Here is a 25,963-nt window from a genome sequence, read left to right on the forward strand (position 1 = left end):
GATGACGACCACCCCGGCCGCCGCAGCCGCGGTCAAGATCCTGATCGCCGGCGGCTTCGGCGTCGGCAAGACCACCCTGGTCGGCGCGGTCAGCGAGGTCGCACCGCTGCGCACCGAGGAGTACCTGACCACCGCCAGCGTCGGCGTGGACGACCTGTCCGGGGTCGACCAGAAGACCACCACCACGGTCGCCCTGGACTTCGGCCGGATCACCGTCAGCCCCGAGCTGGTGGTGTACCTGTTCGGCACGCCCGGCCAGGAGCGGTTCTGGTTCATGTGGAACGACCTGGTCAACGGGGCGCTCGGCGGCGTCGTCATCGCCGACACCCGCCGGCTGGAGACCAGCTTCGCCTCGATCGACTTCTTCGAGAGCCGCGGCATCCCGTTCGTGGTGGCGATCAACTGCTTCCACGGCGTCAACACCCGCAGCGACGCCGAGATCCGGGCCGCCCTCGACCTCGACCCGCACGTGCCGATGCTGGTCGGCGACGTCCGCGAGCGGTCCTTCGGCCGGGACGCCCTGCTGGCCCTGGTCGACCACCTGATGGCGCTGCCCGTCGGCTGACCCGGCGGCCCCGCCGCACCCGCACGGCCCGCGCCCCCGCCCGGGCCGTCCCCCGAACCCACGGAGAGACCATGGCAACACCCCTGCGCGTCCTCGTCCACGGCGGCGGCATCGGCGGCCTCAGCCTCGCGACCGCCCTGGCCCGCCGCGGCCACACCGTCGAGGTGGCCGAGCTCCGCGACCGGCTCGACGCGCTCGGCGTCGGCATCATCCAGCCCTCCAACGCGCTGCACGTGATGCGCGAACTCGGCGTGCTGGACGCCTGCCTGGAGGTCGGCTTCGAGTGGGAGGTGCTGACCATCTGCGACCCGGCCGGCAACCCCCTGGCGAAGATCCCGCAGCCCCGGATGGACGGCGCCCCCGCCAACAACGGCATCCCCCGCCCGGCGCTGGCCGAGGTGCTCGGCCGGGCCGCCGCCGAGGCCGGCGCGACCGTTCGCTTCGGCACCACGATCACCGAACTCGCCGACGACGGCGCGGGCGTGGACGTCACGCTCTCCGACGGCTCGACCGGCCGCTGGGACCTGGTGGTCGGCTTCGACGGCATCGGCTCGCCGCTGCGCACCCGCCTGTACGGGGACCGCTACCGCCCCGAGTACACCGGCTTCGCCAACTGGCGGGTCACCGTGCCCCGGCAGGACGGGGTGCAGGGCGTGGTGATGAGCACCGGCAACCAGGCCGCGAAGGCGCTGCTCACCCCGATCACCGACGGGCTGATGTACCTGGGCGCGGTGTTCGCCGAGGCCGAGGACTTCCGTCCGGACCCGGAGCGGGCCCACGAGCAGCTCGCCGAGCGGCTGGCCGGCTTCTCCGGCCCGGTCGCCGAGGCGCTGACCCACGTCACCGCCCCGGACGCGGTGGTGTACTCGCGGATCTCCCAGGTCACCGTCGAGGAGCCCTGGCACGTCGGCCGGGTGGCGCTGGCCGGCGACGCCGCGCACGCCTCCACCCCGCACCTGGCGCAGGGCGCCGCGATGGCCGTCGAGGACGCCCTGGTGCTGGCCCAGGAGCTGGACGCCGCCGCGGACGTGCCCGCCGCGCTGGCCGCCTGGGAGGCCCGCCGCCGCCCGCGCGCGATGTTCGTCCAGTCGCTGTCCCGGGCGGTCCTCAAGCAGGAGACCGGCTCGGCGACCACCCCCGAGGAGGACGAGCTGCTGAAGATCGGCATCCCGGGCGCCGCCCACGTGCTGGTCAAGCCGTACTGACCCGCCACCGGCCCCCGGGGGGCCGCACACGCGTCGGGCCCGGCCCCGTGGGGAGGGGGCGGGCCCGGGCGTGCGAAGGCGGTGCCGGTCCGTCAGCGCCCCGAGGGGCGGCGGCGGACCGGCGGTGCGACTTCTATGGAGCGCGGGTGGAACTGGACGGACATCGGTTCTCCTGGAAGGGATGGGCGCCGCGTGGGACAGCGGCGCTGCCCGAAACCGTAGGGTGATCGGACGAACGCCGGTGCGGGGCGCGCCGCCGATCCGGCCCGGGTCGCCCGAAGGGCCGAGGGGCCGTCGTCCGGTCGGGCGGTGCGGCGGTGCCCTACCGCCCGGTACGGTCGGGCCATGACCACCGCTCTCATCACCGGCGCCACCGCCGGCATCGGCGCCGCCTACGCGGGCCGCCTGGCCCGCGACGGCCGCGACCTGGTGCTGGTCGCCCGCGACACCGACCGCCTGGCCGCCGCCGCGGCCGACCTCTCCGGCCGCCACGGCGTCCGGGTCGAGACGCTGACCGCCGACCTCGCCACCGAGGCGGGCATCGAGGCCGTCGAGGACCGGCTGCGCGACCCCGCCCGCCCCGTCGACCTGCTGGTCAACAACGCGGGCTTCGGCCACCGCGGCACCTACCTGGACGTCCCCGTGCAGGACGAGCTCGACATGCTCAAGGTCCACATCGAGGCGGTGCTGCGGCTCACCACCGCCGCCGTCCCCGGCATGCGCGAGCGCGGCTTCGGCGCGGTCGTCAACGTCGCCTCGGTCGCCGCCTTCCTGCCCCGCGGCACCTACGGCGCGACCAAGGCCTGGGTGGTCAACTTCACCCTCGGCATCGCCCGCGACCTGGCCGGCAGCGGCGTCCGCCTACAGGCGCTGTGCCCCGGCTTCACCCGCACCGAGTTCCACCAGCGGGCCGGCATGGGCACCTCCTCCGTCCCCGGCTGGGGCTGGCTCACCGCCGACCGGGTGGTCGACGACTCCCTGCGCGACCTGGCCCGCAACCGCCCGCTCTGCGTCCCCAGCAAGCGCTACCGGGCCGCCGTCGCCGCCGCGCGGCTGCTGCCGCCCGGCGGCCTCGGCAAGCTCTCCAACACGGCGGGGCGCGACTACCGCAAGCCGTAGGGCCGGCGCGGGAATGCCCAGAAGTTTAGGTTTGCTAATGATGAGCAAGGCTCGTTAAACTCGGCCCCGCCCCGCCCCGCCCACCGACCCCCAGGAGGTCCCCGTGCAGGTGAACCGGATCGACTGGACGCCGCCCGAAGGCCGCACCGGGCAGCCCGCCCAGGTGCGGCGCATCCTGCGGCTGTTCCGGCCGTACGCGGGCCGACTGGGGGTGGTCGGGCTGCTGGTCGCCGCCTCGGCGGTGGTCTCGGTGGTGACGCCGTTCCTGCTGCGGGCCGTGCTGGACACCGCGATACCGCAGGGGCGGACCGGGCTGCTGAGCCTGCTCGCGCTCGGCATGATCGCCGCCGCCGTGGTCACCAGCGTGCTGAACGTGCTACAGACCCTGATCTCCACCACCGTCGGCCAGCGCGTCATGCACGACCTGCGCACCTCCGTCTACCGGCACCTCCAGCGGATGTCGCTGGCGTTCTTCACCCGCACCCGCACCGGCGAGGTGCAGTCCAGGATCGCCAACGACATCGGCGGCATGCAGGCCACCGTCACCGGCACCGCGACCTCGCTGGTCTCCAACCTGACCGCGGTGGTCGCCAGCGTGGCCGCGATGGTCGCGCTCGACTGGCGGCTGACCGTCGTCTCGCTGCTGCTGCTCCCGGTGTTCGTCTGGATCAGCCGCCGGGTCGGCCGGGAGCGCAAGAGGATCACCGGCGAGCGGCAGCGCCGGCTCGCCGAACTCTCCTCCGCCGTCCAGGAGTCGCTGTCGGTCAGCGGCATCCTGCTCGGCCGCACCATGGGCCGCTCCGACTCGCTGACCCGCGAGTTCGCCGACCGCTCCGACGACCTGGCCGCCCTGGAGGTGCGCTCCAGCATGGCCGGGCGGTGGCGGATGTCCACCATCGGGATCGTGATGGCCGCGATGCCCGCGCTGATCTACTGGGCGGCCGGCCTGGCCTCCGCCGCCGGGGCGCCGATCGTCTCGCTGGGCACCCTGGTCGCGTTCGTCTCGCTCCAGCAGGGCCTGTTCCGGCCCACCGTCAGCCTGCTGTCCACCGGCGTCGAGGTGCAGACCTCGCTCGCCCTGTTCCAGCGGATCTTCGAGTACCTCGACCTGCCGGTGGAGATCGACGAGCCCGAGCACCCCGTCCACCTGGAGCACATCCGCGGCGACGTCCGCTTCGAGGACGTCGCGTTCCACTACCGCCCCGACCAGGACCGCCCCACCCTGGCCGGCATCGACCTGACCGTCCCGGCCGGCGGCTCGCTCGCCGTGGTCGGCGAGACCGGCTCCGGCAAGTCCACCCTCTCCTACCTGCTGCCGCGGCTGTACGACGCCACCGGCGGCCGGGTCCTGATCGACGGGGTGGACGTGCGCGAGCTGTCCTTCGAGACGCTGGCCCGCGCGGTCGGCGTGGTCTCCCAGGAGACCTACCTGTTCCACGCCTCGGTCGCCGACAACCTGCGCTTCGCCAAGCCCGACGCCACCGACGCCGAACTCGTCGAGGCCGCCCGGGCCGCCCAGGTCCACAACATGATCGCCGCGCTCCCGGAGGGCTACGACACCGTGGTCGGCGAACGCGGCTACCGCTTCTCCGGCGGCGAGAAGCAGCGCCTGGCCATCGCCCGCACCGTGCTGCGCAACCCGCCCATCCTGGTCCTGGACGAGGCCACCAGCGCGCTCGACAACCAGACCGAGCACGCCGTCCAGCAGGCCCTGGACACCCTCGCCGCCGGCCGCACCACCCTCACCATCGCGCACCGGCTCTCCACCGTCCGCGACGCCGACCAGATCGCCGTCCTGGACCGCGGCGAGATCGCCGAACTCGGCACCCACGACGAGCTGGTGGCCCGCGGCGGCCGCTACGCCGCCCTCCTCGGCCGCGAGGCCCTCCCCGTCCCGGTCCCGGTGGCCTGAGCGGCGGGGCCCGCCCCCGGAGCCGGGGGCGGGCGGAACCGGCCGCTCAGCCGCGGAAGCCGGCCGGGCGCTCCGGGGAGGCGGCGGCCAGGGCCTTCGTCACGCCCTCGACGCCCTCGCGCAGGCCGTAGACCGGCGAATCGGGCTGCTGGCGCCAGGAGTCGTCGATGCCGCCGGAGTCGACGGTGTCGAAGCCGAGGGCGTCGATCAGCTCGCGGACCAGCTGCTTGGCGGCCGGGTCGTCGCCCGCGACCGGGAGGGCGATCCGGTCGGGGTCGCCGGCCGGGCGCGGGGCGTCCAGCAGGTCCTGGGCGTAGGTGCCGTTGAAGGCCTTGACCACCGGGTGGCCGAGCTGCTGCTCGACCCAGCGGCTCTCGGTCAGGCCGCCGTCCTCGATGGCGTCGATCCGGCCGTCCCGCTCGCGCGGGTAGTAGTTGTTGGTGTCGAGCAGGACGAAGCCCTCGGCCGCGCCGGCCAGCAGGCCCGCCGGGAGGTCGGGGACGTTCTTCAGCGGGACGGTCACCACGACCAGTTCCGCGCCCTTCGCGGCCTCGGCGGCCGGGACGGGGGTCGCGCCGGTCTCCGCGGCCAGCTCGGCCAGGGTCTCGGGGCCGCGGGAGTTGGCCACCGAGACCTGGTGGCCGAGCGCGGTGAGGCGGCGGGTCAGGTTGCCGCCGATGTTCCCCGCACCGATGATGCCGATCTTCATGGAACGCGCTCCGTTCGGGTCCGTGTCGCGGGCGCCGGGAGGGCGCGCCCACGAGGATGCCGAACAGGAGGGGCCGCGCGGTTGTTCCCGCGCGGCCCGGACGGGTGACGGAGCGTCAGGCGCGGGCGTCGGGCGCGGGCGTCAGGCCGCCTTGGGGGACTCGTTGTACTGCTCGGCGGGCTCCTGGCCGGAGAGCGCCTGGATGGCGGCCATCACCTCGTCGGTGACCTGGCGGCGGGCCTTGGCCGAGCGGGCCTGGCCGTGCAGGTCGTCGAAGCGCAGCGGCTCGCCGAACTTCACGCTGATCTTCCGCAGTCGGGGGATCCGCTTGCCGACCGGCAGGATGTGCTGCGGGCCCTCCAGCGCCACCGGCACCACCGGGACGCCGGCGGTCAGCGCCAGCCAGGCCACGCCGGTCTTGCCGCGGTACAGCCGGCCGTCCAGCGAGCGGGTGCCCTCGGGGTAGATGCCGAAGGCCCGGCCGGAGTTCAGGATCTCCAGGCCCTCGTCCAGCGAGGCGGTGGCGGCCCGGACGCTGCCGCGCTCCACCGGGACGGCGTTGATCACGTGGGTGAAGAAGAACCGGGAGACCGCGCCCTTGAGGCCGGTGCCGGTGAAGTACTCGGCCTTGGCCAGGAAGAACACCTGGCGCGGCGCGGCCAGCGGGATGACCACGCTGTCGACGAACGACAGGTGGTTGCTCGCCAGGATCACCCCGCCCTTGCGCGGCACGTTCTCCAGGCCCTCGATCGTCGGCCGGTACAGGGCCTTCGCGAGCGGCTTGAGCACGAGCTTGGTGACGAGGTCGATCACGGTGTGGCCCTCCCTGGCCGGACAAACGGTTCCGACCGGGGGACGTCCCCGGCCGGGGTCTCGCCGCGGGGGCGAGGCGCGCGGCTCGGACTGGGCCGGACCACTGGGCAACGGACCGCAGACTACGACATGGACCCCGCGGTTCGTCCACATCCGCCGCCGGGGCGGCGCTGCGATCCTGGTCACGCCCGCCTGTCGGACGGACGCCTTCTCGAAGGGTGAGACGGCAGGTCAGGCGCGGACCGGGAAGATCCGGCTGACCACCCGCTCGGCGGCCCGGCCGTCGTCCCACGGGCAGAACCGCTCCCGGAAGCGCTGCCGGGCCCCCGGCTCCGGGTCGCCCGCGAGCAGCGCCGCGGTCAGCGCGTCCTGGTCGGTGGCGACCGCGCCGGGCGGCTCCGCCATCAGGTCGAAGTACACCCCGCGGACCTCCCGGTACTCCTCCCAGTCGGGGGCGTACACGGCGATCGGCCGGTCCAGCACCGCGTAGTCGAACATCATCGAGGAGTAGTCGGTGACCAGGGTGTCCGCCGCCAGGTAGAGGTCCTCGACCGAGGGGTGGTCGGAGACGTCCAGCAGGGTCGCCGCGCCGGGGGCGGCGGTCAGGTCGCCCGCGCCGCCTTCGTGGAAGTAGTGGGTGCGCACCAGCACCGTCCAGCCGGGGCCGAGCCGCTCGGCCAGGGCGGGCAGGTCCAGCAGCGGCAGGTAGCCGCCGCGCGACTCGCGGTGGGTCGGCGCGTACAGCACGGTGCGCTGCCCGTCGGCGATGCCCAGCGCCCGGCGGGCGTCCACGCACTGCTCCGGGGTGGCCAGCACCAGGCGGTCGTTGCGCGGGTAGCCGGTGTCCAGCACCTGGTAGGTGCCGGGGAAGGCCCGGGCGAAGTGCTCGCTGGTGTGCGGGTTGGGCGAGACCAGGTAGTCCCAGCGCCCGACCACCTCGCGCAGCCGCTCGAAGTCCATCCCGTCCGCGGCCAGCGGCCGGTCCACCAGGTCCATGCCCATCGCCTTCAGCGGGGTGCCGTGCTGGGTCTGCACGTGCACGGTGCCGGTGCGCTTGGTCATGGTGTGCGGGAAGTTGACGTTGTTGACGAAGTACTTGGCGGTGGCCATCGCCCGCAGGTACGCGGGGGTGTTGACGATCACGTACGGCACCCCGGCGGGCAGCGTGGCGGCCCGCTCGGCGTTCTCCACCACCCACACCCCGCGCACCTGCGGGGCCAGCTCCCGGGCCTTGGCGTAGATCGCCGCCGGGTTGCAGGCGTACCCGCGGTGCCAGTACGCCGCGTACACCGCCAGGTTCTGGTCGATCGGCAGCCGCTTGAAGGCGTTGTACGCGGTGAACCGGGCCCCGCTGCGGACGGCCCGCTTCACGCCGGGCGCCACGGCCCCGGCACCGCGCTTGACCGCGCCGGGCAGCCGGCCGCCGCGGCGCAGCTCGGCGTAGGCCCGCCGGGAGCCGCGGGCGGCCAGCCGGTACTGGACGCCGCGCACGCCGGACGGGTACTGGTAGCCGGCCGGGCGGTGCTTGGCGAAGTGGCCGGTGATCCGGGCGAAGAACTCGGGGCGCAGCCCGACCGGGACGAGCCCCGGCGTGTCGTAGAGGGTGAGCGCCTGCTTGACGGTGCGGTCGAAGACCAGGGTGCGCAGGGCGTCCGCGCGCTCGTTGCGGTCCAGGAAGGCGAAGATCGCGTCGTACTGGGCGAAGGCGTCGGCGTGCTTGGCGGAGGCGGTGGCGGTGATCGCGCCGGGGCGGCCGCGCCGGTAGTCGTAGCAGGGCCGGTCCAGGTAGAGCAGCCGGTCGGCGGCCAGCAGCAGCGGGTAGGTGACCGAGATGTCCTCGTAGTGGCCGCGGCCGAAGTGCACGTCCAGGTCGAGCAGGTAGGCGCGGCGCATCACCTTGTTCCACACCGCCAGCACGGCGTTGAACAGCGCCGGGTGCTCGGCGGCGGTGCAGCCGGAGACCAGCGGCGAGCCGGCCAGCACCTTGCGCCACGGGTTCGGCTCCCGGCCGCCGTCGGGGTAGACGTGGGTGAAGTCGGTGAGCAGCACGTCGGCCGGCACCTCGCGGGCGCTCTCGGCGCGCAGCTCGGCCAGGACGGCGTCGATGCTGCCCTCGGGCAGCCAGTCGTCGCTGTCGACGAACCAGACGTAGGTGCCGGTGGCCTCGGCCAGGCCGACGGTGCGGGCGCCACCGAGGCCCCGGTTCTCGGCCAGGTGCAGCACGCGCATCCGCGGGTCGCCGGCGGCGTGCGCGTCGAGCAGGGCGCCGCAGTTGTCGGGGGAGCGGTCGTCCACCGCGATCAGCTCGACCTCGCCGGGGGCCGCCCCGTCCGCCCGGAGCGAGTCCAGGCACTGCGGCAGGAAGCGCTCCACGCCGTGAACGGGCAGGACGATGCTGAGCAGGGGTGGCACGTGCGTTCACTCCGCGAAGGGATGAGGGCGGCTGCCGGCTGGTCGCCCGGTACGGACACTCTACCGAGCGGGCCTGGGCGGTCCCTGGGAGCGGGCGGGGGACGGGTGCGGGCGCGCGGCGCCGGGCCGCGGCACCCCGGGCGCAGGTGGTCGGGGTGACCGGGGTGTCGCGGACGGCGGAAACGCGACCGCCGGTGCCGCGCCGTACCAGCGGCGGCACCGGCAGCCCGGTTGGCGGTCCGACCGACCCTCAACGATCGACCGCCGGTCCGTCCACCACGTCGGAGTCGGGCCGCCGCAGCGTCGAGACGGCCGGACAGTGACTCACCGTGGTGTCGGAAGCGTAACGGGATAGTCGGGTGATCCGTTCATACTCGAAATCACCCGACCGGGGATGGGTGGGTGTTCCCCGCTATCCCGTGTCGATACAGATATTGCTTGGAGGTTTCGGCCACGTCAATCCCTCGTATGTGTTCAATTTCTGAACGCAGGGTGTCATCCGGGCGCGGGGTCGGGCGGGGGCCGTCGAACGGGTGCGGGAGGGGCGGGCGTCCGTGCGCCCGGCGCACCCGCCGCCGGGGGCGCGCCCCGGCAACGCCCCGGACCGCCGCAGAGCCCAACACCCGGTCCGTGCTTGGATGGTGCACCATCAACCGATGCGTAGTCGTGACCGAGACCACCGAGCCCTGGTGCCGCGTCAGTTCCGTTCGCACGATACGGTGGCAGAACACCAGGACGGTTGTGTGAAGGCCGTCGTAGCCGGATAGTCTTCGCCTCACGGCCCTGGCGCCTCGTAGGGGTGGGAAACAAGATGGAACAGATGCACGTGCGACCGCGGCCCCGGGTGCCCGCGATCCAGTGCGGTGTCGGCACGACCGGCCGCCGGATCGATCGACACCTGGCCGTCCTCGGCGCGCCCGCGCTCGCGGCGGTGGACACGGCGGAGGCCCTCGGCCTGATAAGGGAGCTGACCCCGCGCGGGCCCGGCGTCCCCGTGCCGGCCGCCTCGCCGCGCCGCAGCGCCCGGGTCTCCCTGATGGCGCCGCTGCGCCGCCTGAAGCGGAGCCTGTTCGGCAGCCGGGGCTGACCCGGGGCGGGTGACCCGCCCGGGCGGTCCGCCGCCCGCTGCCACGACCCGACGGACGGGGAGTCCGTCGGGCCTTCGGCGTCCCCGCGCACCGTCCGGCCGGGCTCCTGCGGTCCCGGCGCGAGGTGGCGGCACGCTGGCGCGCCCTGGCGAGCACCCTGGCGCTCGGGTGGCGTTCGGCCGCCGCCCCTACGAGGCGCGCCGCAAGATCGGCCAGGATGGCCCCATGTCCGACACCTTCCACACCCAGACGCTCGACATCGCCACCGGCCGCGACGAGGTCGCCCTCGACGTCACCGACCGCTGCCACGCCTTCCTGCGAGAGGTCGCGGACGGGCGGGACGGACTGCTCAACGTCTTCGTCCCGCACGCCACCGCCGGCATCGCCGTGATCGAGACCGGCGCCGGCAGCGACGACGACCTGCTCGCCGTCCTGCGCACGCTGCTGCCCGCCGACGACCGCTGGCAGCACCGCCACGGCAGCCCCGGCCACGGCCGCGACCACGTCCTGCCGGGCCTGGTCGCCCCGCACGCCACCCTGCCGGTGGTCGGCGGCCGGATCGCCCTCGGCACCTGGCAGTCCGTCGTCCTGATCGACACCAACCGCGACAACCCGCAGCGCCGGCTCCGCCTCTCCTTCCTCGGCTGACCGGCCACCACCCGCCCTTTCGCCCCGACCTCCCGGCGCACCACCGGAGTTCGCAGGTCACGGCGGTGCGGTGGGCACCGCTGTGACGAGCGGCCGGACCGGCCCGGTCGCCGGCGGCCGCGGGGCGCGCCGGACGGCCGCCGGCCGGGGCGGCGTAGGCTGTGCGGCATGGGAGAGCAGCAGTCGGAGAGCCGGAGCGCGTCCGTCGGCGAGCAGGTCTGCGAGGTGGCGGCCGATCCCGAGCAGGCGCTGCGCGGGCTGCGTCCCGGCGGGCCGGGGGAGCGGGCCGCGTGCGTGCGGTGCGGGGCGGAGAGCGAGTACCCGGCCGACGCGCCCGGTAGCCCGCTGTGTCCCGTCTGCACCTGGCAGCAGGCCCAGCGCGCCGCCTGCTCCGGCTGACCGCGGTGCCCGCGCTGCCCGGTCCGGTCGCCGACGGACGCCTGGAGCGGCCGCACGCCACGCTCGCCTACAGCACCACCGGCGGCCGCGGGCCGCTCGCCGTGCACGCCCACGGGGCGCTCTCCAGCCGGGCGCACGAGCGGCGGGCCGGGCTGTTCGACTGGACGGCGCTGACCGCGACGCACCGGCTGGCCCGCTACGACGCGCGCGGGCACGGCGCGTCCACCGGCCGGGCCGTGCCCGCCGACTACCGCTACCCGGAGCTGGCCGCCGACCTGCTGGCCCTGTGCGACCACCTCTCGCCCGACGCGCCCGTCACCGGGCTCGGCGCGTCCATGGGCGCCGCCACCGTGCTGTGGGCCGCGCTGGAGCGCCCCGAGCGCTTCGATCGCCTGGTGCTGGCCGTCCCCGCCGTCGCCTGGGCGGCCCGGGAGCCCCGCCGCAGCGGGCTGCGGGCCGCCGCGACCCTGGTCGAGCGGCGCGGCCGGGGCGCGCTGGACGCCGCGGCCCGGCTGTCCGGCCCGCCCGCCGTCCTCGCCGAAGTCCCGCAGTACACGACCGAGTTCGACCTGCCCGAGCCGCTCCTCCCGGCCGCCCTGCGGGCCGCCGCCGAGTCCGACCTGCCCGAGCCCGGGACGCTCCGCGCCCTCCCGCACCCCGTCCTGCTGCTGGCCTGGGACACCGACCCCCTGCACCCCCTGGCCACCGCCCGCACCCTCGCCGCCCACCTCCCGGACGCCCGGCTGCACGTCTCGCACACCCTGGCGGACGTGCGGAGCTGGGGCCGCCGGGCGGCCGACTTCCTGGCCGCCGGGTAGGACGGCCGGCCCGCGCCCGCCGGTCAGCCGTCCGCGCGGGCGGTGTGGTGCACGGTGGAGCCGGTGCGGTGCTTGCGGACCAGCAGCTGGGCGGGAATCCGGGTGCGCAGGTCGGGGACGTGGCTGACGATGCCGACGGCGCGGTCGCGCTCGCGCAGGGAGTCCAGGACGTCCATGACCTCCTCCAGGGCGTTCTCGTCGAGGGTGCCGAAGCCCTCGTCGATGAAGAGGGTGTCCAGGGGCATGCCGCCGGCCTCGTCGGTGACCACGTCGGCGAGGCCGAGGGCGAGCGCGAGGGAGGCGAAGAAGGACTCGCCGCCGGACAGGGTCGCGGTGTCCCGCTCGCGGCCGGTCCAGGCGTCGACCACGTGCAGGGACAGGCCGGAGCGCTTGGTGCCGGAGACCAGGCCGTCGCTGTGCACCAGGGTGTAGCGGCCGCCGGACATCTTCAGCAGCCGCCGGGTCGCGGCCGCGGCGACCTGCTCCAGCCGGGCGGCCAGCACGTAGGACTCCAGGCGCATCCGCAGCGCGTTCTCGGCGGGGGCGCCGGCCAGCAGCGCGGCCAGCCGGCCGACCCGGGCGCACGCGTCCAGGACGGGGGCGAGCTCGGCGGCCAGCGCGGCCAGGTCGCGGCCGATCCGGGCCAGGTCGGCGACCCGGCGGCGGGCCCGGTCGTGGGCGGCGTGGGCGTCGGTGAGAGCCCGTCGGCGCGGGCGGCCGCCGCGCGGGCCGACTCGGCGGCGGCGGGCGGGAGTTCGGCGGCGGCCCGCAGGGCGGGGTCGGCGAGCTGGGCGTCGGCCAGTTCGAGGTCGGCGTCGAGCTGCTTGAACCTGCGCCGCAGCGCGTCCAGTTCGTCCGGGGGCAGGGCGGCCGCGTCCAGGGCGGCCAGGTCGGCGAAGCCCGCGTCGCGGGCGGCGCGGAGCAGGGCGGCGGCGCTCTCGTCGCGGTGGTCGCGGGCGGTGGCGGCGGCCCGGGCGGCGTCCAGCACGGCGGTGGTGGCGGCGGACAGCGCGGCGACGGCGGCGGCCCGGGCGGCGACCGACGGGGCGTCGCCGCGGGCGGCGGCGAGCCGGGTCTCCAGGGCGGCGAGTTCGGCGTCCAGGGCGCCCAGCTGGCCGGCCAGCTGGGCGGTCAACTCGCCGGCCTGGCGCTGCTGCTCGCGGCGGGAGGCGCCGTCGCGTTCCAGCTGTTCGAGCTGCTGGCCGAGCGGCAGCCAGCCTTCCGCGGTGCGCAGCACGGAGCGCCGCCGTTCGTCCGACTCCTGGATCTCGGCGGCGAGTTCGTCCGGGGTGCGGCCCTCGGCGGCCGCTCCGGCGGCGGCGGCCCGCGCCGCGACGGCGCCCACCCGGTCGGTGGCGGCGGCGAGTTCGGCCTCGGCGGCGTGCTGGGCGGTGCGGGCGCGGCGCTCGTCCTCGGCGGTGACCCGGTCGGCGGCGGGCTCGGCGGGGGCCGGGTGCTCGGGCGAACCGCACACCCGGCACGGGTCGCCCGGGCTCAGCGCGGCGGCCAACTCGGCGGCCATCCCGGCGAGTCGGCGCTCCCGGAGGTCGAGGGCGTGCTGCCGGGCGTCCTGCGCGGCGTCCTTCGCCGCGCGCACCGCCTGCTCGGCCGCGGCGTGGTCGGCGAGCAGCCGCAGGTGGTCCCGGGCGGCCTCCCGGCGCCGGGCGAGCTCGGCGAGCCGGGTGTCGAGCCGGTCGAGCTCGGTGCGCGCCGCGCGGGCCGCCTCGCGGTCCTCCTGGAGCCGGCCGAGCCTGCCCTCGAAGGTCTCCAGCCAGCGCCGGGCCTCCTCGGCGAGCTCCTCCGCGTCGGCGCGGCGGCGCTCCAGCCGGGCCCGCTCGGCGCCCAGCGCCCGCAGCCGGTCCTCGTCCGCGACGGCGGCCTCCAGGCGGCCGGCCTCGGCGTGCAGGAGCCCTTCGGCGGCGCGCAGGTCGTCGGGGCGGTCGAGCAGGGCGGTCCAGCCGGCGGCGGCGGCCCGGGCGGCCAGGGCGGTGCGGCAGCCGGCCTCCTCGGCGGCGGCGGCGCAGGCGGCGCGGGCGGCCAGGTGCGGGCGCGCAGCGGGCGGGGCCCTCGGCGGCCAGCGCGGCCTCCAGCCGGGCCCGTTCGCGGGCGGAACCGGCGGCCCGGTCGGCGAGCCGGAGCCGTTCCTGCCGGGCCCGCTGGTGGCGGGCCTGCCGTTCGGCCAGGGACTCCTGGGCGGTCAGCCGCTCGCGGGCGGCGCTCCGTTCGGCCCCGGCCGCCTCCAGCCGCAGCGCGGCGGCCTCGGCCCGCTCGACGGCCTCGGCGCGCAGCAGCGCCGCCCAGGCCAGCACCTCGGCGAGCGGGGCGTCCTCGCCGGGGCGGTACGCGGCGACGCCCGCCGCCAGCGGCCCGGCGGCCTCCTCGGCGCGGGCGGTCAGGGCGTGCACCCGCTGCCGCCCGCCCTGCACCTCGCGCTCGTGGCGCAGCCGCAGCTCGGCCGTCCAGCGCTCCAGCTGCTCGAAGCGGCCGGTGTCGAAGAGCCGGCCCAGCAGGTCGGCGCGCTGCTTGGAGTCGGCCCGCAGGAAGCGCGCGAAGTCGCCCTGCGGGAGCAGCACCACCTGGCAGAACTGGTCGCGGCTCATGCCCAGCAGCCGGGTCAGCTCCTCGCCGGCCTCCTGGTGCGACCGGCTGACCGCCACCCAGCCCGGCTCGCCCCGCCCGGCGTCGGCGGCCCACTCGCGCAGCAGGGTCTGCGCCTTGTCCGCGGTCAGGCCGGTGCCGCGCTTCTTCGGCCGCCACTGCTCGGGGCTGCGGGTGACCTCCAGCCGCCGCCCGCCGAGGGTCACCTCCAGCACCACCTCGGTGCGCACGCCCGGCTCGGCGTGGTCGCTGCGCACCCCGTTGCTCCGGCGGGTGCCCGGCAGCTCGCCGTACAGCGCGTAGCAGACCGCGTCCAGCACGCTGCTCTTGCCCGCGCCGGTCGCCCCGCGCAGCAGGAACAGGCCGGCGGCGGAGAGCCGGTCGAAGTCGATCCGCTCGGTGCCCGCGAACGGCCCGAAGGCGGTGAGGGCGAGCCGGTGCAGCCTCATCGGGTGTGCTCCCACGGGTGGTGGCGGGGGGTCATCGGCCGTTCTCCTCGGCCCGGCCGGCCGCCGTGCGGCGCACCGACTCCAGGCCCTCCAGCAGCCAGGCCCGCTCGTCCCCGGCCAGCTCCCGGCCGGGGCGGACGTGGGCGACGAAGCCCTCCACCACCTCCCGGTCGGTGCGCCCGCGCACCCGCCGGGCGTAGGAGGCGGTGTCGGCCCGCTCGCCGCCGTCCGGTTCGAAGAGCAGTTGCAGGGTGTGCGGGAAGCGCTCGCGCAGCCGCTCCATCGCGTCGGCCGGGCGGACCGGGTCGGTCAGGGTGGCCTGCACCCAGCGCTCGACGGCGTACTCGTACGTCTCGGCGGTCAGCAGCTCCTCCAGCCGCCCCCTGAGCTGCGCGAGCCGGCGCGGCACCGGGCAGTGCACCCGGCGGGCCTCGACGGCGCCCGCCGCGTCCAGGTCGACCAGCCACATCGACTTCTCGTGCGCCGTCTCGGAGAAGGAGTACGCCAGCGGGGAGCCGGAGTAGCGCAGGTGCGGGGCGAGGGTCTGGCAGCCGTGCAGGTGGCCGAGGGCCGCGTAGTGCACGCCGTCGAACACCGAGGCGGGCACCGACTGGACGCCGCCGACCGCGATGTCCCGCTCGCTGTCGCTGGCGGTGCCGCCGGTGACGAAGGCGTGCGCCAGCACCACCGCGCGGGTGCCCGCGGGGCGGGCGGCCAGGTCGGCGCGCACGCCGTCCATCGCCGCGGCCAGCACCTGCTCGTGGCCGCCCTTCTCCAGGCCGAGCCGCTCGCGGACCAGGGCGGGCTCCAGGTAGGGCAGCCCGTAGACGGCGACCGGGCCGTGCGCGTCGGCCAGCAGCACCGGCTCGGCCAGGGCGCCGGGGTCGGTGCGCAGGTGGATGCCGGCCCGGTCGATCAGCCGGGCGGCGGTGCCCAGGCGGCGGGCCGAGTCGTGGTTGCCGGAGATGAACACGGCGGGCACGCCCAGCTCGGCCAGCCGCCACAGCGCCTCGTCGAACAGCGCCACCGCCTCCAGGCCGGGCAGCGCCCGGTCGTAGACGTCCCCCGCGACCAGCACCGCGTCGACCCGCTCGGCGGTGACCGTCTCCACCAGGTGGTCCAGGAAGGCCCGCTGGGCGTCGTGCAGGTTCTCCCGGTGGAAGGACCGGCCCAGGTGCCAGTCCGAGGTGTGCAGCAGCCTCACTCCGCCACGCCCCGCCGCATCCCGCGCCACCCCTCGTCGATCCGGTGCTCCGGTACGAGTATCACAGGTGCCGGACACCGCTCCGGGTCGTCCCCGTAGCAGACGCGGTGACCCGGGTGGCGGTCGGGGCTGTTCATCGGTCGGGTGTTCGGGGAAGATCATCAGGTGGTGCGGCGGGCCGGCCTGGAGAGCGGAGGGAGCGGGATGGGCATCGAGTACAGCCCGGAGATCTCCGAACTGCTCGGGCGGGTGCGCCGCCGGCCCAACGCGGGCTGGCCGTGGCGGCCGGGGGAGCAGGTGCCGGCCGGGCTGACGGTCAAGCAGTCCTGGGGCTGGCTGTTCGTGCCGGACGGGCGGGTGCTGACGCTGGTCAACCCGCGGGACGGCGTGGTCAGCCTGCCGGGCGGCTCGCTGGAGCCGGAGGACGCGGGCGACCCGGGGCGGGCGCTGGCGCGGGAGGCCGCCGAGGAGGCGCAGGCGGTGATCGGCGGGCCGGTCTACCTCGGGTACCTGTACGACCGGGTCGGCTCGGCCAACGGCGGGCACGAGTGCGCCCGGGTCCGGATGGCCGCGCTGCTGCGCGCGGTGGGCCCGTCGGCGCCGGACCCGGCCTCGGGCCGGCACTACCGGCGGCTGCTGCTGGCGCCCGGCCTGGCGGTCGAGCTGCTCGGCTGGGGGGTGCCGGGGCTGCGGCANGCCCGGGCGGCGGTCGCGGCGGCGGCCGCGCGGTGGGGCGTGCCGCCGCGCGCGGACGAGACGATCGAGGAACTGCCGCCCGCGGGCTGCCGGTTCTGCTGAGCGCGCGCCGCGCGCGTGCCCCCGGCGCGGGGGAGTGGTGCGGCGGTCACCCGGAGGCATCGTCGCAGCCCAGGTCAGGGGTGCATCTGCGCGCGTAGCGGACGTTGGGGCGGCGTTCGATGAGTGTTCGTCAATTTCTTTGGCATGACCGCTTCCCCGCGAGGCTACCGGCTGGTATCCAATGTGTGGCCTGCGTCACTCTTGGAGGAACCAGATGTCCCGCTTCCGTGCCGTCTCCGTCGCGCTCACCGCGGCGGCCCTCACCCTCACCACCTTCGCCGCCGCCACCCAGGCGAACGCCGCCGGCGTCAACTACGCCGCCCTCGGCGACTCGTACTCGGCCGGCGTCGGGTCCGGCAGCTACACCAGCGACAGCGGCAGCTGCAGCCGCAGCACCAAGGCGTACCCGTACCTCTGGAAGACCGCGCACGCGCCCACCTCGTTCTCCTTCGTGGCCTGTTCGGGCGCGAAGACGGACGACGTGATCGCCAACCAGCTCGGCGTGCTGAACTCCTCGACCACGCTGGTGTCCCTCACCATCGGCGGCAACGACGCGGGCTTCGCCTCGACCATGCAGACCTGCGTGCTCAACAGCGAGAGCTCCTGCCTGAGCGCGGTGAACACCGCCAAGAGCTACGCCAACAACACCCTGCCGGGCAAGCTCGCCAACCTGTACGGGCAGATCAAGGCGAAGGCGCCCAACGCGCACGTGGTGGTGCTGGGCTACCCGCACCTGTACAAGGTGCCCGGCTCCTGCATCCTCGGCATCTCCGACACCAAGCGGACCGCGATCAACGGCGCGGCGGACACCCTGGACACCGTCATCGCCAAGCAGGCGGCGAGCGCCGGGTTCACCTTCAAGGACGTCCGCACGGTCTTCGCCGAGCACGAGATCTGCGGCTCCTCCACCCAGTGGCTGAACAGCACCACGCTGCCGATCAGCGACAGCTACCACCCCAACGCCAGCGGCCAGGCGAGCGGCTACCTGCCGTCGTTCAGCGCCGCCGCCTGAGGCACCGCGCGGCAGGACGCGACGTCCGCGGGGGGCGGATGACCGGTGGCCGGGCTCGTGCGAGGAGCCCGGCCACCGGCGTCCCTTCCCTTCCCCGGGTCAGCGCAGGTAGTCGCCGAGCGCCGCGGGCTTCAGACCGGCCCGCGCGGCCGCGTCCAGGGTGCGCTGCAGGTCGTCCGCCAGGGTGTCGGTGAAGTGCAGGATGACGATGTCGCCCGCCTGCAGGGCGCCGCCGGGGTGGGAGGTGTTCGAGGCGCCCCAGCCGAAGTCGGCGTTGGCGGTGACCAGGTACTTCATGCCGCAGTTCGCGGCGGCCTGCTGGAGGTTCGCGTCCACCGCGAAGTACGGCGGGCGGAACAGCGTCGGGACGGTGCCGTAGTGCGCGGCGACGGCGTCCCGGGCGTCGCAGATCTCGGCCTGCTGCTCGGCGGGCGACAGCGTGGTCAGGTCCCGGTGCGAGACGCTGTGGTCCTCGATCGCCGAACCGGGCACGGCGGTGGCCCGGCTGAAGTAGTCCGGCTCGAAGCCCTCCGGCATCGGCAGCGGGAACGCGGTGACCGGGACCTTGCGGTCGGCGATCAGCTGCACCACCGCCGGGTCGCGGGTCCAGCCGTCGTCGATGGTGACGAAGACGACCTTGTCGCCGGTCGGCACGCCGGTGACGAGCGGCGCGGGCGTCGGGCGGTCGCCGGTCACCGACACGTCGTCCACCGAGACCGGCCCCTGCCCGTACCAGCCGTGCGCGTACAGCTGCACCGAGGTGGTGGCCGCGCCGGTGGTGAAGGTGGTGCTCAGCCGCTGCCAGCCGGCGCCGGTGGACGCCGTCCAGGCCGGGGGGACGTCGTGGCCGGTGCCGCTCGCGCCCAGGAAGGCGTACGAGCCGTGCACCCAGGCGCTGTAGGTGTAGGTGGTGTTCGGGCGCACCGCGAGGGTCTGGGCGCACTGGCCGGTGGAGTCGCCCGAGGCCGGGGTGATCGCCAGGGCGGAGCCCCCGGTGCGGGCGGCGGCGGTCACCGCGCCCTCGCCGGCCGCGCAGTGCCAGCCGGGGATCGACCCCCAGTCGGCCAGCGGCAGGGTGGGGATCTCGAAGCCCGGGTTGGTGGCCAGGTTCGGCGCGGGGGCCGGCGCGTCCGCGTGCGCGGCCGGCGCGGTGGCGAGGGAGGCCAGCGCGGCGGTGGCGGCGAGGGCCGCGAGACGGCGACGGGAGGAACTGAGCACGGGTCAACTCCAGTGTGGGGGAGGGGCGGAGGAGTGACTCCCGGAGGGGCGGGGGTCGGGTGGGGGCCCTGCCGCACCAGGCCGGTGCACACCATGGACTAGACCAATCCCGGTGGTCAAGCGGAATCGCCCAACCGGCGGCCGAGATCGGTCAACCGGCGTAGAGCTCCTCGATGTCCTGCGCGTAGCGCTCCGCCACCGCCGCCCGCCGGATCTTCAGCGAGGGCGTCAACAGCCCCTCCTCCAGCGAGAACTCCCGCGGCAGCAGCCGGAACGCCCGGATCGACTCGGCCCGCGACACCGTGGTGTTCGCCGCCCCCACCGCCCGCTGCACCTCCTGGTGCAGCTCCGGATCGTCCAGCGCCTCCCACACGTCCAGCAGGTCCCGCCCGCGGGCCCGCAGCCAGTGCGCCAGCGCCACCCGGTCCAGCGTGATCAGCGCCGCCAGGTACGGCCGGTTGTCGCCCACGATCAGGCACTGGGCGATCAGCGGGTGCGCCCGCACCCGCTCCTCCAGCACCGCGGGCGCCAGGTTCTTGCCGCTGGAGGTCACGATCACCTCCTTCTTGCGGCCGGTCAGCGTCAGGTAGCCGTCCCCGTCCAGCTCGCCCAGGTCCCCGGTGGCCAGCCAGCCCCGGCACAGCGCCTCGTCCGAGCAGCGCGGGTGGTTGAGGTACCCGGAGAACACCCCCGGCCCCTTCACCCACACCTCGCCGTCCTCCGCGATCGCCACCGTCGACCCCGGCAGCGGACGGCCCACCGTGCCGAACTTCGGCCGCCGCGGCGGGTTCGCGGTCACCGCCGCCGACGACTCGGTCAGCCCGTAGCCCTCGTACACCGGCAGGCCCGCGCCCGCGAAGAACAGCCCCAGCTCCCGCCCCAGCATCGACCCGCCCGACATCACCGCCCGCACCCGGCCGCCCAGCACCGCCCGCACCCGCTGGTACACCATCCGCTCGTACGCGGCGTGCCGCAGCCGCAGCGCCGGCGACGGGCCCGGCCCCTTCCGGTGCGCCCGGCGCTCCCACGCCGCCGCCCACTCCACCGCCACCCGCTCCGCCTGCACGAACAGCTCCAGCCGCCCCGCCGCCTCCGCGGACTCCCGGGCCCGCCGGTGGATCCGCTCGAAGACGTATGGCACCGCGTGCAGGAAGGTCGGGCCGAACGCGGCCAGCGCCGGTAACAGGCTGTCCGCCGACACCTTCGGGTGGTGGCCGATCCGGATGCCGCCGCGCACCGCCGCGACCTGGGTGGTCCGCCCGTACACGTGCGCCAGCGGCAGGAACAGCAGCGTCGACGGCTGCCCGCCGCCGGTGTCGGCGAACACCTCCGCCCAGCCCTCCAGCATCGCGTCCGCCACCGAGGCGAAGTTGCCGTGCGTCAGCAGGCAGCCCTTCGGCCGGCCCGTGGTGCCCGAGGTGTAGATGACGCTCGCCAGCGAGTCCGGCGTGACCCCCAGCCGCTGACGGTGCACCAGCGCGTCCGGCACGCCCGCGCCGTCCGCCGCCAACTGCGCCACGCAGCCCCGGTCCAGCTGCCAGATGCCGGTCAGCTCCGGCAGCGCGTCGCACACCGCGCCCACCGTCATCGCCTGGTCCTCGTCCTCCACCACGCAGGCCACCGCCGAGGTCTCCGCCAGGATCCAGCGCACCTGGTCCGGCGAGGCCGTCGGGTACACCGGCACCGGGATCGCCCCGATCGACCACAGCGCGTAGTCGAACAGCGTCCACTCCCAGCGGGTCGCCGACATCACCGCGACCCGGTCGCCGTAGCGCACCCCCCGGGTCAGCAGGCCCTTGGCCAGCGCCAACACCTCGTCGCGGAACTGAAGCGCCGTCACCGGCACCCAGCCGCCGTCCACCGGCCGGGACAGCTGCACCAGCCGCGGCTCCCGCTCCGCCCGGTCGAACACCGAGTCGGCCAGCCCGCCGGTCGGCGCACCGCCCGGCGCGGGGCTGCTGAACTCTCGCACGGTCCCCCCGATCCCGCCGCCCCCGTCCCCGGCACGCGCGTTCCGGGCGGCACCGGCGAAGCTACCGGATCGGCGCGGCGCTGCCCAGAGTCACCGACCGGCGACACCCCGCACCGGAGGCAGTCCCGCAGGTCGGGGCCATGCCAGGACCCGGTCCGGAAATTCGAGGACGATCCGGACAACAGCCGATCACGATGCCCTTCCACCCTACGAACGGATGGTCAGGAAGTAGTAGGCTCGCGGCTCTCGTCCCCACCCGTGCCCACCCCTGCCCCCGCGCACCCACCCGCGCCCGCCCACCCGCGTCCGGCGGCCCCCGCCAGCGGACCACGAAGGACCCGTATGCGCCTGCGCCGCAGCTCGATCCGCGCGAGGATCATCGCGCTGCTCCTGGTGCCCATCGCGGCGCTCAGCGGCCTGTGGGTGTACGCCACGCTCGTCACCACCGGCGACGTGTGGGAACAGCTCGACCTCAGCTCCACCTACACCGCCTTCGGCAACCCCGCCGACCAGTACGCCTACGACCTCCAGCAGGAACGCGCCGCCGCCGTCCTGCGGCTGGCCGCCCCGGGCGACGCCGCCTACGCCGCCGCCTACGCCAAGGCCCGCGAGACCACCGACCGCGACCTGCAACTGCTGCGCTACCAGGGCACCAGCCACGACGCCGGCAAGCTCGACGCCGACCAGCGCGCCCGCTACCAGGACCTGCTGTCCGTCGCCGACCAGCTCGGCGCCATCCGCAGCCAGATCGGCCAGCAGAAGCAGAGCTGGGACGGCGCCCTCAAGGACTACAGCGACCTGATCACCCCGGTGTTCGCGTTCCGCTCCTCCTTCATCGCCAACCAGTCCGGCTCGCTGCCCCGCCAGGGCACCATCCTGGTCGAACTCTCCCGGGCCGGCGAGTACCTCGCCCAGGAGACCGCCGCCATGCGGGCCCTGCGGGCCGGCCCCGAGACCACCGCCGGCGAGGACCGCAAGCAGCGGGTCATCCTGGACGCGATGAACGCCCAGCAGGCGCTGTTCCGCATCTACATCGCCGAACTCGGCACCGAGGACCGGCAGGCCTACAACGCGCTGCGCCTGGGCCCCGACTGGAGCCGGCTCACCGCCGCCGAGAACGGCTTCGCCACCGCCGCCGACCGGGCCGTGGCCGCCCGCAACGGCCCGACCGACGCCTGGGGCGAGACCGCCGGCAAGGTCCTCACCGACCTCGACGCCATCAACTCCCGGCTCGCCGGCGCACTCGGCAAGCAGGCCCGCGACAGCGCGGTCGACGCGCTGGTCCGCGGCGGAGCGGCCGGCCTGGTCGGCCTCGCCGCCGTCATCCTCTCCATCGTCATCTCCTACCGCACCGGCCGCCGCCTGGTGCGCGAACTCGTCGGCCTGCGCAACGCCGCCGCCGACCTGTCCGCCACCCGGCTGCCCTCGGTGATGCTCCGGCTGCGCCGCGGCGACGCCGTCGACGTGGTCGCCGAAGTGCCCCAGCTGGAGTTCGGCACCGGCGAGATCGGCCAGGTCGGCCGGGCCTTCAACGAGGTCCAGCGGGTCGCCGTCGAGGCCGCCGTCGAACAGGCCGAACTGCGCCGCGGCGTCTCCGCCGTCTTCGTCAACCTGGCCCGCCGCTCCCAGGTGCTGCTGCACCGCCAGCTCACCCTGCTCGACACCATGGAGCGCCGCACCGAGGACCCCCGCGAGCTGGAGGACCTGTTCCGGCTCGACCACCTCACCACCCGCATGCGCCGCCACGCCGAGGGCCTGATCATCCTCTCCGGCGGCTCGCCCGGCCGCGCCTGGCGCAAGCCGGTCCGGATGGTCGACGTGGTGCGCGCCGCCGTCGGCGAGGTCGAGGACTACGCCCGGGTGCAGGTCCGCCCCTTCCCCGGCACCGGCCTGCTCGGCTCCGCGGTCGCCGACGTCACCCACCTGATCGCCGAACTCGTCGAGAACGCCACCGTGTTCTCCCCGCCGCAGACCCAGGTCACCGTCCAGGGCGAGGTGGTCGCGCACGGCTTCTGCCTGGAGATCGACGACCGCGGCCTCGGCCTGAGCGAGCACCACCTGGAGGAGATCAACCAGCGCCTCGCGGTGGAGCAGGAGTTCGACCTCGCCGACACCGACCGGCTCGGCCTGTTCGTGGTCTCCCGGCTCGCCCGCCGGCACGGCATCCGGGTGCACCTGCGGCCCAGCCCGTACGGCGGCACCTCCGCGGTCGTGCTCGTCCCGCGCGAACTGCTCGCCGAGACCGTCGAGACCGGCCCCGACGGGCCCCGGCCGGGCGGCGAGGACACCGGCAGCCACCGCCGGCCCCCCGCGCCGGCCGGCCCGGCCGCCGTTTCGCCCGCCGTCTCGCCCGCGGGCAGACCGCCGCGCAGAGCGCCGGGCAGGGCGGCGTCCGGAGCGCCGCCCCGGCCGCCGTGCAGGCGCTGCCGGTCCGGGCCCAGGGCGCCCAGGGCCGGGGCGGCGCGCACGCCGCGCCGAGCGCGCTCGGCGGGCCCCGCCCGTCCGCGGCCGAGCCGGCCGCGCTCCCCGGCGGGCTGCCGCGCCGGCGCCCGCCCAGCAGGCCGCCGAGGCCGCCGGGGCACCGGGCGCCACCGCCGCGCCGGGGACGACGCCGCCGCCCGGCCGCGCTGCCCGCCGGGCGCCCGGCCGCCGTCGCGCCGCCCGCCGCCGACGGCCCGGCGGCCGCGCCCGCCGGGCCCGCGCTGACGCCGGTGGCCGGCGGGCTGCTGCCCAAGCGCGTCCGGCAGGCCAGCCTGGCGCCCCAGCTGCGGCCCGGCGCCGGGCCCGAGCCCGTCGAACCGGCCCGCGAGCGCGACCCCGAGGAGGCCCGCTCCGCGTTCGCCTCCTTCCAGCGCGGCTTCGCCCGCGGCCGCGGCGACCGGCTGCAGCCCGCCTCGCTCACCGTGGTGCGCTCCGAACCGGAGCCGCCCGGTGCCGACGGTGCCCCCGAACGGCCCACGCCCGTAAGATCGTTGGCGCCCGGACAGCCCCGGCTGCGGGTCGCGCTGCCCTCCGCGCCGGTGCCGCACGCGCTGCCCCCCGCCCGTTCCGTCCCGTCGGCCCACCAGCCGTCGACCGCACCGCCCGCACCAGCAGAAGGAACCGAATCATGACCGCAACAACACCGCCGTCCGGGGACCTCGACTGGCTCCTCAACGACCTGGTCGGCCGGGTGGCGACCCTTCGGCATGCGGTGATCCTGTCCAGTGACGGCCTGGCCACCGGCGTCTCCAGCGGCCTCGGCCGCGAGGACGCCGAGCACCTCGCCGCGGTCGCCGCGGGCTTCCACAGCCTCGCCAAGGGCGCCGGACGGCACTTCCAGGTCGGCGGCGTCCGCCAGACCATGGTCGAGCTGGACGAGGCGTTCCTGTTCATCACCGCGGCCGGTGACGGCAGCTGCCTGGCCGTGCTCAGCGACGCCGAGTCCGACGTGGGCCAGATCGCCTACGAGATGGCGCTGTTGGTCAAGCGCGTCGGCGAGCACCTCGCCGCCGAACCGAGGACCGACACCACCCCGCCCGGGAGGTGACCGACCCGATGAGCGAGCCCGACCCGACCGAGCCGACCGCGGCCCCCGCCCCGGCGGGCCCCGGCGGCGCGCCCGCGGGCGAGGGGGCGGCCGACGGGACGCCGGTCGACCTGTTCGCGCCCCGCACCCCGGTGGACGACCGCTGGTTCGACGACGAGGCCGGGCCGGTGGTCCGGCTGTTCTCGATGACCAGGGGACGCGCCCGCCCGGTCGACGACGGCCTGTTCGACCTGATCTCCCTGGTCACCGCCGCGGTGCCGGCCCTGGCCGGCCCCGGCGGGGGCCCCGAGCTCGCGCTCGACCCGGAGCACCACGCCATCCTCGGACTCTGCCGCGACGAGCCGCTCAGCGTCGCCGAGCTGGGGTCCTACACCGACCTCCCGGTGAGCGTGGTCCGGGTCCTGCTCGGCGACCTCCACGACGCCGAGCTGATCAGCGTCACCCGACCCTTCCAGCTCGCCCGGCAACCGGACGAGCGCCTGCTGCGAGACGTGATCAATGGCCTCCGTGCACTCTGACGCCCCGTCGACCTCCACCGCCCCCCGCAAGGCCCCCTGGGGCGCCAGCGCGGTCAAGATCCTGATCGCCGGCGGCTTCGGCGCCGGCAAGACCACCCTGGTCGGCGCGGTCAGCGAGATCCGCCCGCTGCGCACCGAGGAGTCGCTCAGCGAGATCGGCCGCCCGGTCGACGACACCGCCGGGGTGGAGGCCAAGCGCACCACCACCGTCGCCATGGACTTCGGCCGGATCGACCTCAGGCCCGGCCTCGCCCTGTACCTGTTCGGCACCCCCGGGCAGGACAGGTTCTGGTTCGTCTGGGACGAGCTCGCCCGCGGCACCCTCGGCGCCGTCGTCCTCGCCGACACCCGGCGGCTGGCCGACTCCTTCCCCTCGGTCGACTACTTCGAGCAGCGCGGCATCCCGTTCATCGTCGCGGTCAACTGCTTCGAGGGCACCGAGGTGTACGCCCCCGACGACGTGCGCGCCGCGCTCGACCTGCCGGAGGCGGTGCCCGTGCTGCTGTGCGACGCCCGGCGGCGCGAGGACGGCAAGGAACTGCTCATCCGGCTGGTCGAGCACGCGGCGCTCCGGGCCGGCGTGCGGCTCTGACCGGCCCCGGGCCCAGGTAGTTCTGCCCCAGACACTTCTGACGTCGGTGCAGGTCGGGGCGGTGGCGTCCGGATGGTGGACGTTTTCCGTCTCGGCCTGCGGATGTGACCCTCCAGCGGGTTGCCTTCCGGGCACCGGGCGTGGAAGTCTCATAGCCGTGCCCGCCGCCGATCGGCCGCCGGGCCGGACACACCCGGGGGGAGGAGCCGCACCATGACCGCATCGGTCCGCATCGCCGCGCTCCCCCTGCTCACCGTCCGTCGGTACATCGACCACGGCCGGATCTACAGCGCCTGCTGTCGCTGACGCACCGTCACCCCGCGCCCTCCTGCCGGGCGGTGGCGGTTCCGCGTCCCCGTCGACCCCTCCGTTGACCCCGTCGACA

Annotated in this window: 21 protein-coding genes and 2 pseudogenes; 14 read left to right on the forward strand and 9 right to left on the reverse strand. The window is 75.7% G+C overall.

What is annotated here, in order from left to right:
• Nucleotide 1: 1 nt before the first annotated feature.
• From HUT16_RS29670 to HUT16_RS29685, 4 genes are all read left to right on the forward strand, one after another.
• Complete coding sequence (locus HUT16_RS29670; protein ID WP_176191116.1) at nt 2–565, forward strand: ATP/GTP-binding protein; 564 nt, start codon at nt 2–4, stop codon at nt 563–565.
• Nucleotides 566–636: 71 nt separating this feature from the next.
• Nucleotides 637–1,770 carry an FAD-dependent monooxygenase gene (locus HUT16_RS29675; protein ID WP_176191117.1) on the forward strand — a complete coding sequence of 378 codons (1,134 nt, stop codon included), beginning with the start codon at nt 637–639 and terminating at the stop codon, nt 1,768–1,770.
• Between the two features lie 345 nt (nt 1,771–2,115).
• A complete protein-coding gene (locus tag HUT16_RS29680) occupies nt 2,116–2,889 on the forward strand; it encodes an SDR family oxidoreductase (protein ID WP_176191118.1) in 774 nt (257 codons plus the stop codon).
• A 103-nt stretch (nt 2,890–2,992) separates the two neighbouring features.
• Nucleotides 2,993–4,801 (forward strand): ABC transporter ATP-binding protein, encoded by a 1,809-nt coding sequence (locus tag HUT16_RS29685; RefSeq protein ID WP_176191119.1) that lies wholly within the window; start codon nt 2,993–2,995, stop codon nt 4,799–4,801.
• 46 nt (nt 4,802–4,847) lie between these two features.
• Here the strand turns inward: HUT16_RS29685 and HUT16_RS29690 are convergent.
• The 3 genes and pseudogenes from HUT16_RS29690 to HUT16_RS29700 form a co-directional block, all read right to left on the reverse strand.
• A pseudogene (locus HUT16_RS29690) lies at nt 4,848–5,528 on the reverse strand (NADPH-dependent F420 reductase); the annotation flags it as partial.
• 123 nt (nt 5,529–5,651) lie between these two features.
• Nucleotides 5,652–6,323: a 1-acyl-sn-glycerol-3-phosphate acyltransferase gene (locus tag HUT16_RS29695; protein ID WP_176191121.1), complete on the reverse strand. Its 672-nt coding sequence runs from the start codon at nt 6,321–6,323 to the stop codon at nt 5,652–5,654.
• 231 nt (nt 6,324–6,554) lie between these two features.
• Nucleotides 6,555–8,735, reverse strand: coding sequence for a bifunctional glycosyltransferase/CDP-glycerol:glycerophosphate glycerophosphotransferase (locus HUT16_RS29700; RefSeq protein WP_176191122.1), 2,181 nt, complete (start codon nt 8,733–8,735; stop codon nt 6,555–6,557).
• Between the two features lie 811 nt (nt 8,736–9,546).
• On the opposite strand from HUT16_RS29700, the gene HUT16_RS29705 reads away from it, so the two are divergent.
• The 4 genes from HUT16_RS29705 to HUT16_RS29720 all read left to right on the forward strand — a co-directional run bounded on the left by HUT16_RS29705 (nt 9,547) and on the right by HUT16_RS29720 (nt 11,688).
• Nucleotides 9,547–9,822, forward strand: a complete 276-nt coding sequence (locus HUT16_RS29705; RefSeq protein ID WP_176191123.1) for a hypothetical protein — start codon at nt 9,547–9,549, stop codon at nt 9,820–9,822.
• Between the two features lie 226 nt (nt 9,823–10,048).
• Nucleotides 10,049–10,471: a secondary thiamine-phosphate synthase enzyme YjbQ gene (locus tag HUT16_RS29710; RefSeq protein ID WP_176191124.1), complete on the forward strand. Its 423-nt coding sequence runs from the start codon at nt 10,049–10,051 to the stop codon at nt 10,469–10,471.
• 168 nt (nt 10,472–10,639) lie between these two features.
• Nucleotides 10,640–10,870 carry a hypothetical protein gene (locus tag HUT16_RS29715; protein WP_176184176.1) on the forward strand — a complete coding sequence of 77 codons (231 nt, stop codon included), beginning with the start codon at nt 10,640–10,642 and terminating at the stop codon, nt 10,868–10,870.
• Nucleotides 10,819–11,688: an alpha/beta fold hydrolase gene (locus HUT16_RS29720; protein ID WP_176191125.1), complete on the forward strand. Its 870-nt coding sequence runs from the start codon at nt 10,819–10,821 to the stop codon at nt 11,686–11,688. The genes HUT16_RS29715 and HUT16_RS29720 overlap by 52 nt, the downstream gene beginning before the upstream one ends.
• A gap of 23 nt (nt 11,689–11,711) precedes the next feature.
• Here HUT16_RS29720 and HUT16_RS39880 read toward each other — a convergent pair whose 3' ends face one another.
• The 4 genes and pseudogenes from HUT16_RS39880 to HUT16_RS29730 form a co-directional block, all read right to left on the reverse strand.
• Nucleotides 11,712–12,209: an SbcC/MukB-like Walker B domain-containing protein gene (locus HUT16_RS39880; RefSeq protein ID WP_368662748.1), complete on the reverse strand. Its 498-nt coding sequence runs from the start codon at nt 12,207–12,209 to the stop codon at nt 11,712–11,714.
• Nucleotides 12,137–13,285, reverse strand: coding sequence for a hypothetical protein (locus tag HUT16_RS39885; protein WP_368662753.1), 1,149 nt, complete (start codon nt 13,283–13,285; stop codon nt 12,137–12,139). The genes HUT16_RS39880 and HUT16_RS39885 overlap by 73 nt, the downstream gene beginning before the upstream one ends.
• A 952-nt stretch (nt 13,286–14,237) precedes the next feature.
• Nucleotides 14,238–14,735: pseudogene (locus HUT16_RS39890) on the reverse strand (AAA family ATPase); the annotation flags it as partial.
• A 31-nt stretch (nt 14,736–14,766) separates the two neighbouring features.
• Complete coding sequence (locus HUT16_RS29730) at nt 14,767–15,939, reverse strand: exonuclease SbcCD subunit D (RefSeq protein WP_176191126.1); 1,173 nt, start codon at nt 15,937–15,939, stop codon at nt 14,767–14,769.
• Between the two features lie 1,012 nt (nt 15,940–16,951).
• On the opposite strand from HUT16_RS29730, the gene HUT16_RS29740 reads away from it, so the two are divergent.
• Nucleotides 16,952–17,749, forward strand: a complete 798-nt coding sequence (locus HUT16_RS29740; RefSeq protein WP_176191127.1) for an SGNH/GDSL hydrolase family protein — start codon at nt 16,952–16,954, stop codon at nt 17,747–17,749.
• Nucleotides 17,750–17,848: 99 nt separating this feature from the next.
• On the opposite strand, the gene HUT16_RS29745 is transcribed toward HUT16_RS29740, so the two are convergent.
• Both HUT16_RS29745 and HUT16_RS29750 read right to left on the reverse strand, forming a co-directional pair.
• Nucleotides 17,849–18,967, reverse strand: a complete 1,119-nt coding sequence (locus HUT16_RS29745; protein WP_176191128.1) for a polysaccharide deacetylase family protein — start codon at nt 18,965–18,967, stop codon at nt 17,849–17,851.
• Between the two features lie 151 nt (nt 18,968–19,118).
• A complete protein-coding gene (locus HUT16_RS29750) occupies nt 19,119–20,939 on the reverse strand; it encodes a long-chain fatty acid--CoA ligase (RefSeq protein ID WP_176191129.1) in 1,821 nt (606 codons plus the stop codon).
• 342 nt (nt 20,940–21,281) lie between these two features.
• Here HUT16_RS29750 and HUT16_RS29755 point away from each other — a divergent pair, with 342 nt between their 5' ends.
• The 5 genes from HUT16_RS29755 to HUT16_RS29775 are packed head-to-tail and all read left to right on the forward strand — an operon-like array spanning nt 21,282 to nt 25,578.
• Nucleotides 21,282–23,645, forward strand: coding sequence for a nitrate- and nitrite sensing domain-containing protein (locus tag HUT16_RS29755; RefSeq protein WP_176191130.1), 2,364 nt, complete (start codon nt 21,282–21,284; stop codon nt 23,643–23,645).
• Nucleotides 23,646–23,650: 5 nt separating this feature from the next.
• Entirely contained in the window at nt 23,651–24,052 is a 402-nt protein-coding gene (locus tag HUT16_RS29760; RefSeq protein WP_176191131.1) for a hypothetical protein, read from the forward strand.
• A complete protein-coding gene (locus HUT16_RS29765; protein ID WP_176191132.1) occupies nt 24,049–24,468 on the forward strand; it encodes a roadblock/LC7 domain-containing protein in 420 nt (139 codons plus the stop codon). The genes HUT16_RS29760 and HUT16_RS29765 overlap by 4 nt, the downstream gene beginning before the upstream one ends.
• Before the next feature lie 8 nt (nt 24,469–24,476).
• The gene (locus tag HUT16_RS29770; protein ID WP_176191133.1) at nt 24,477–24,986 is read left to right on the forward strand and encodes a DUF742 domain-containing protein; all 510 of its coding nucleotides are present in this window, start codon (nt 24,477–24,479) and stop codon (nt 24,984–24,986) included.
• Nucleotides 24,967–25,578 (forward strand): ATP/GTP-binding protein, encoded by a 612-nt coding sequence (locus tag HUT16_RS29775; RefSeq protein WP_176191134.1) that lies wholly within the window; start codon nt 24,967–24,969, stop codon nt 25,576–25,578. Before HUT16_RS29770 ends, HUT16_RS29775 begins: the two co-directional genes overlap by 20 nt.
• Nucleotides 25,579–25,963 lie beyond the last annotated feature (385 nt).

The organism is Kitasatospora sp. NA04385 (assembly GCF_013364235.1).
In the GTDB taxonomy this organism is placed as follows: domain Bacteria; phylum Actinomycetota; class Actinomycetes; order Streptomycetales; family Streptomycetaceae; genus Kitasatospora.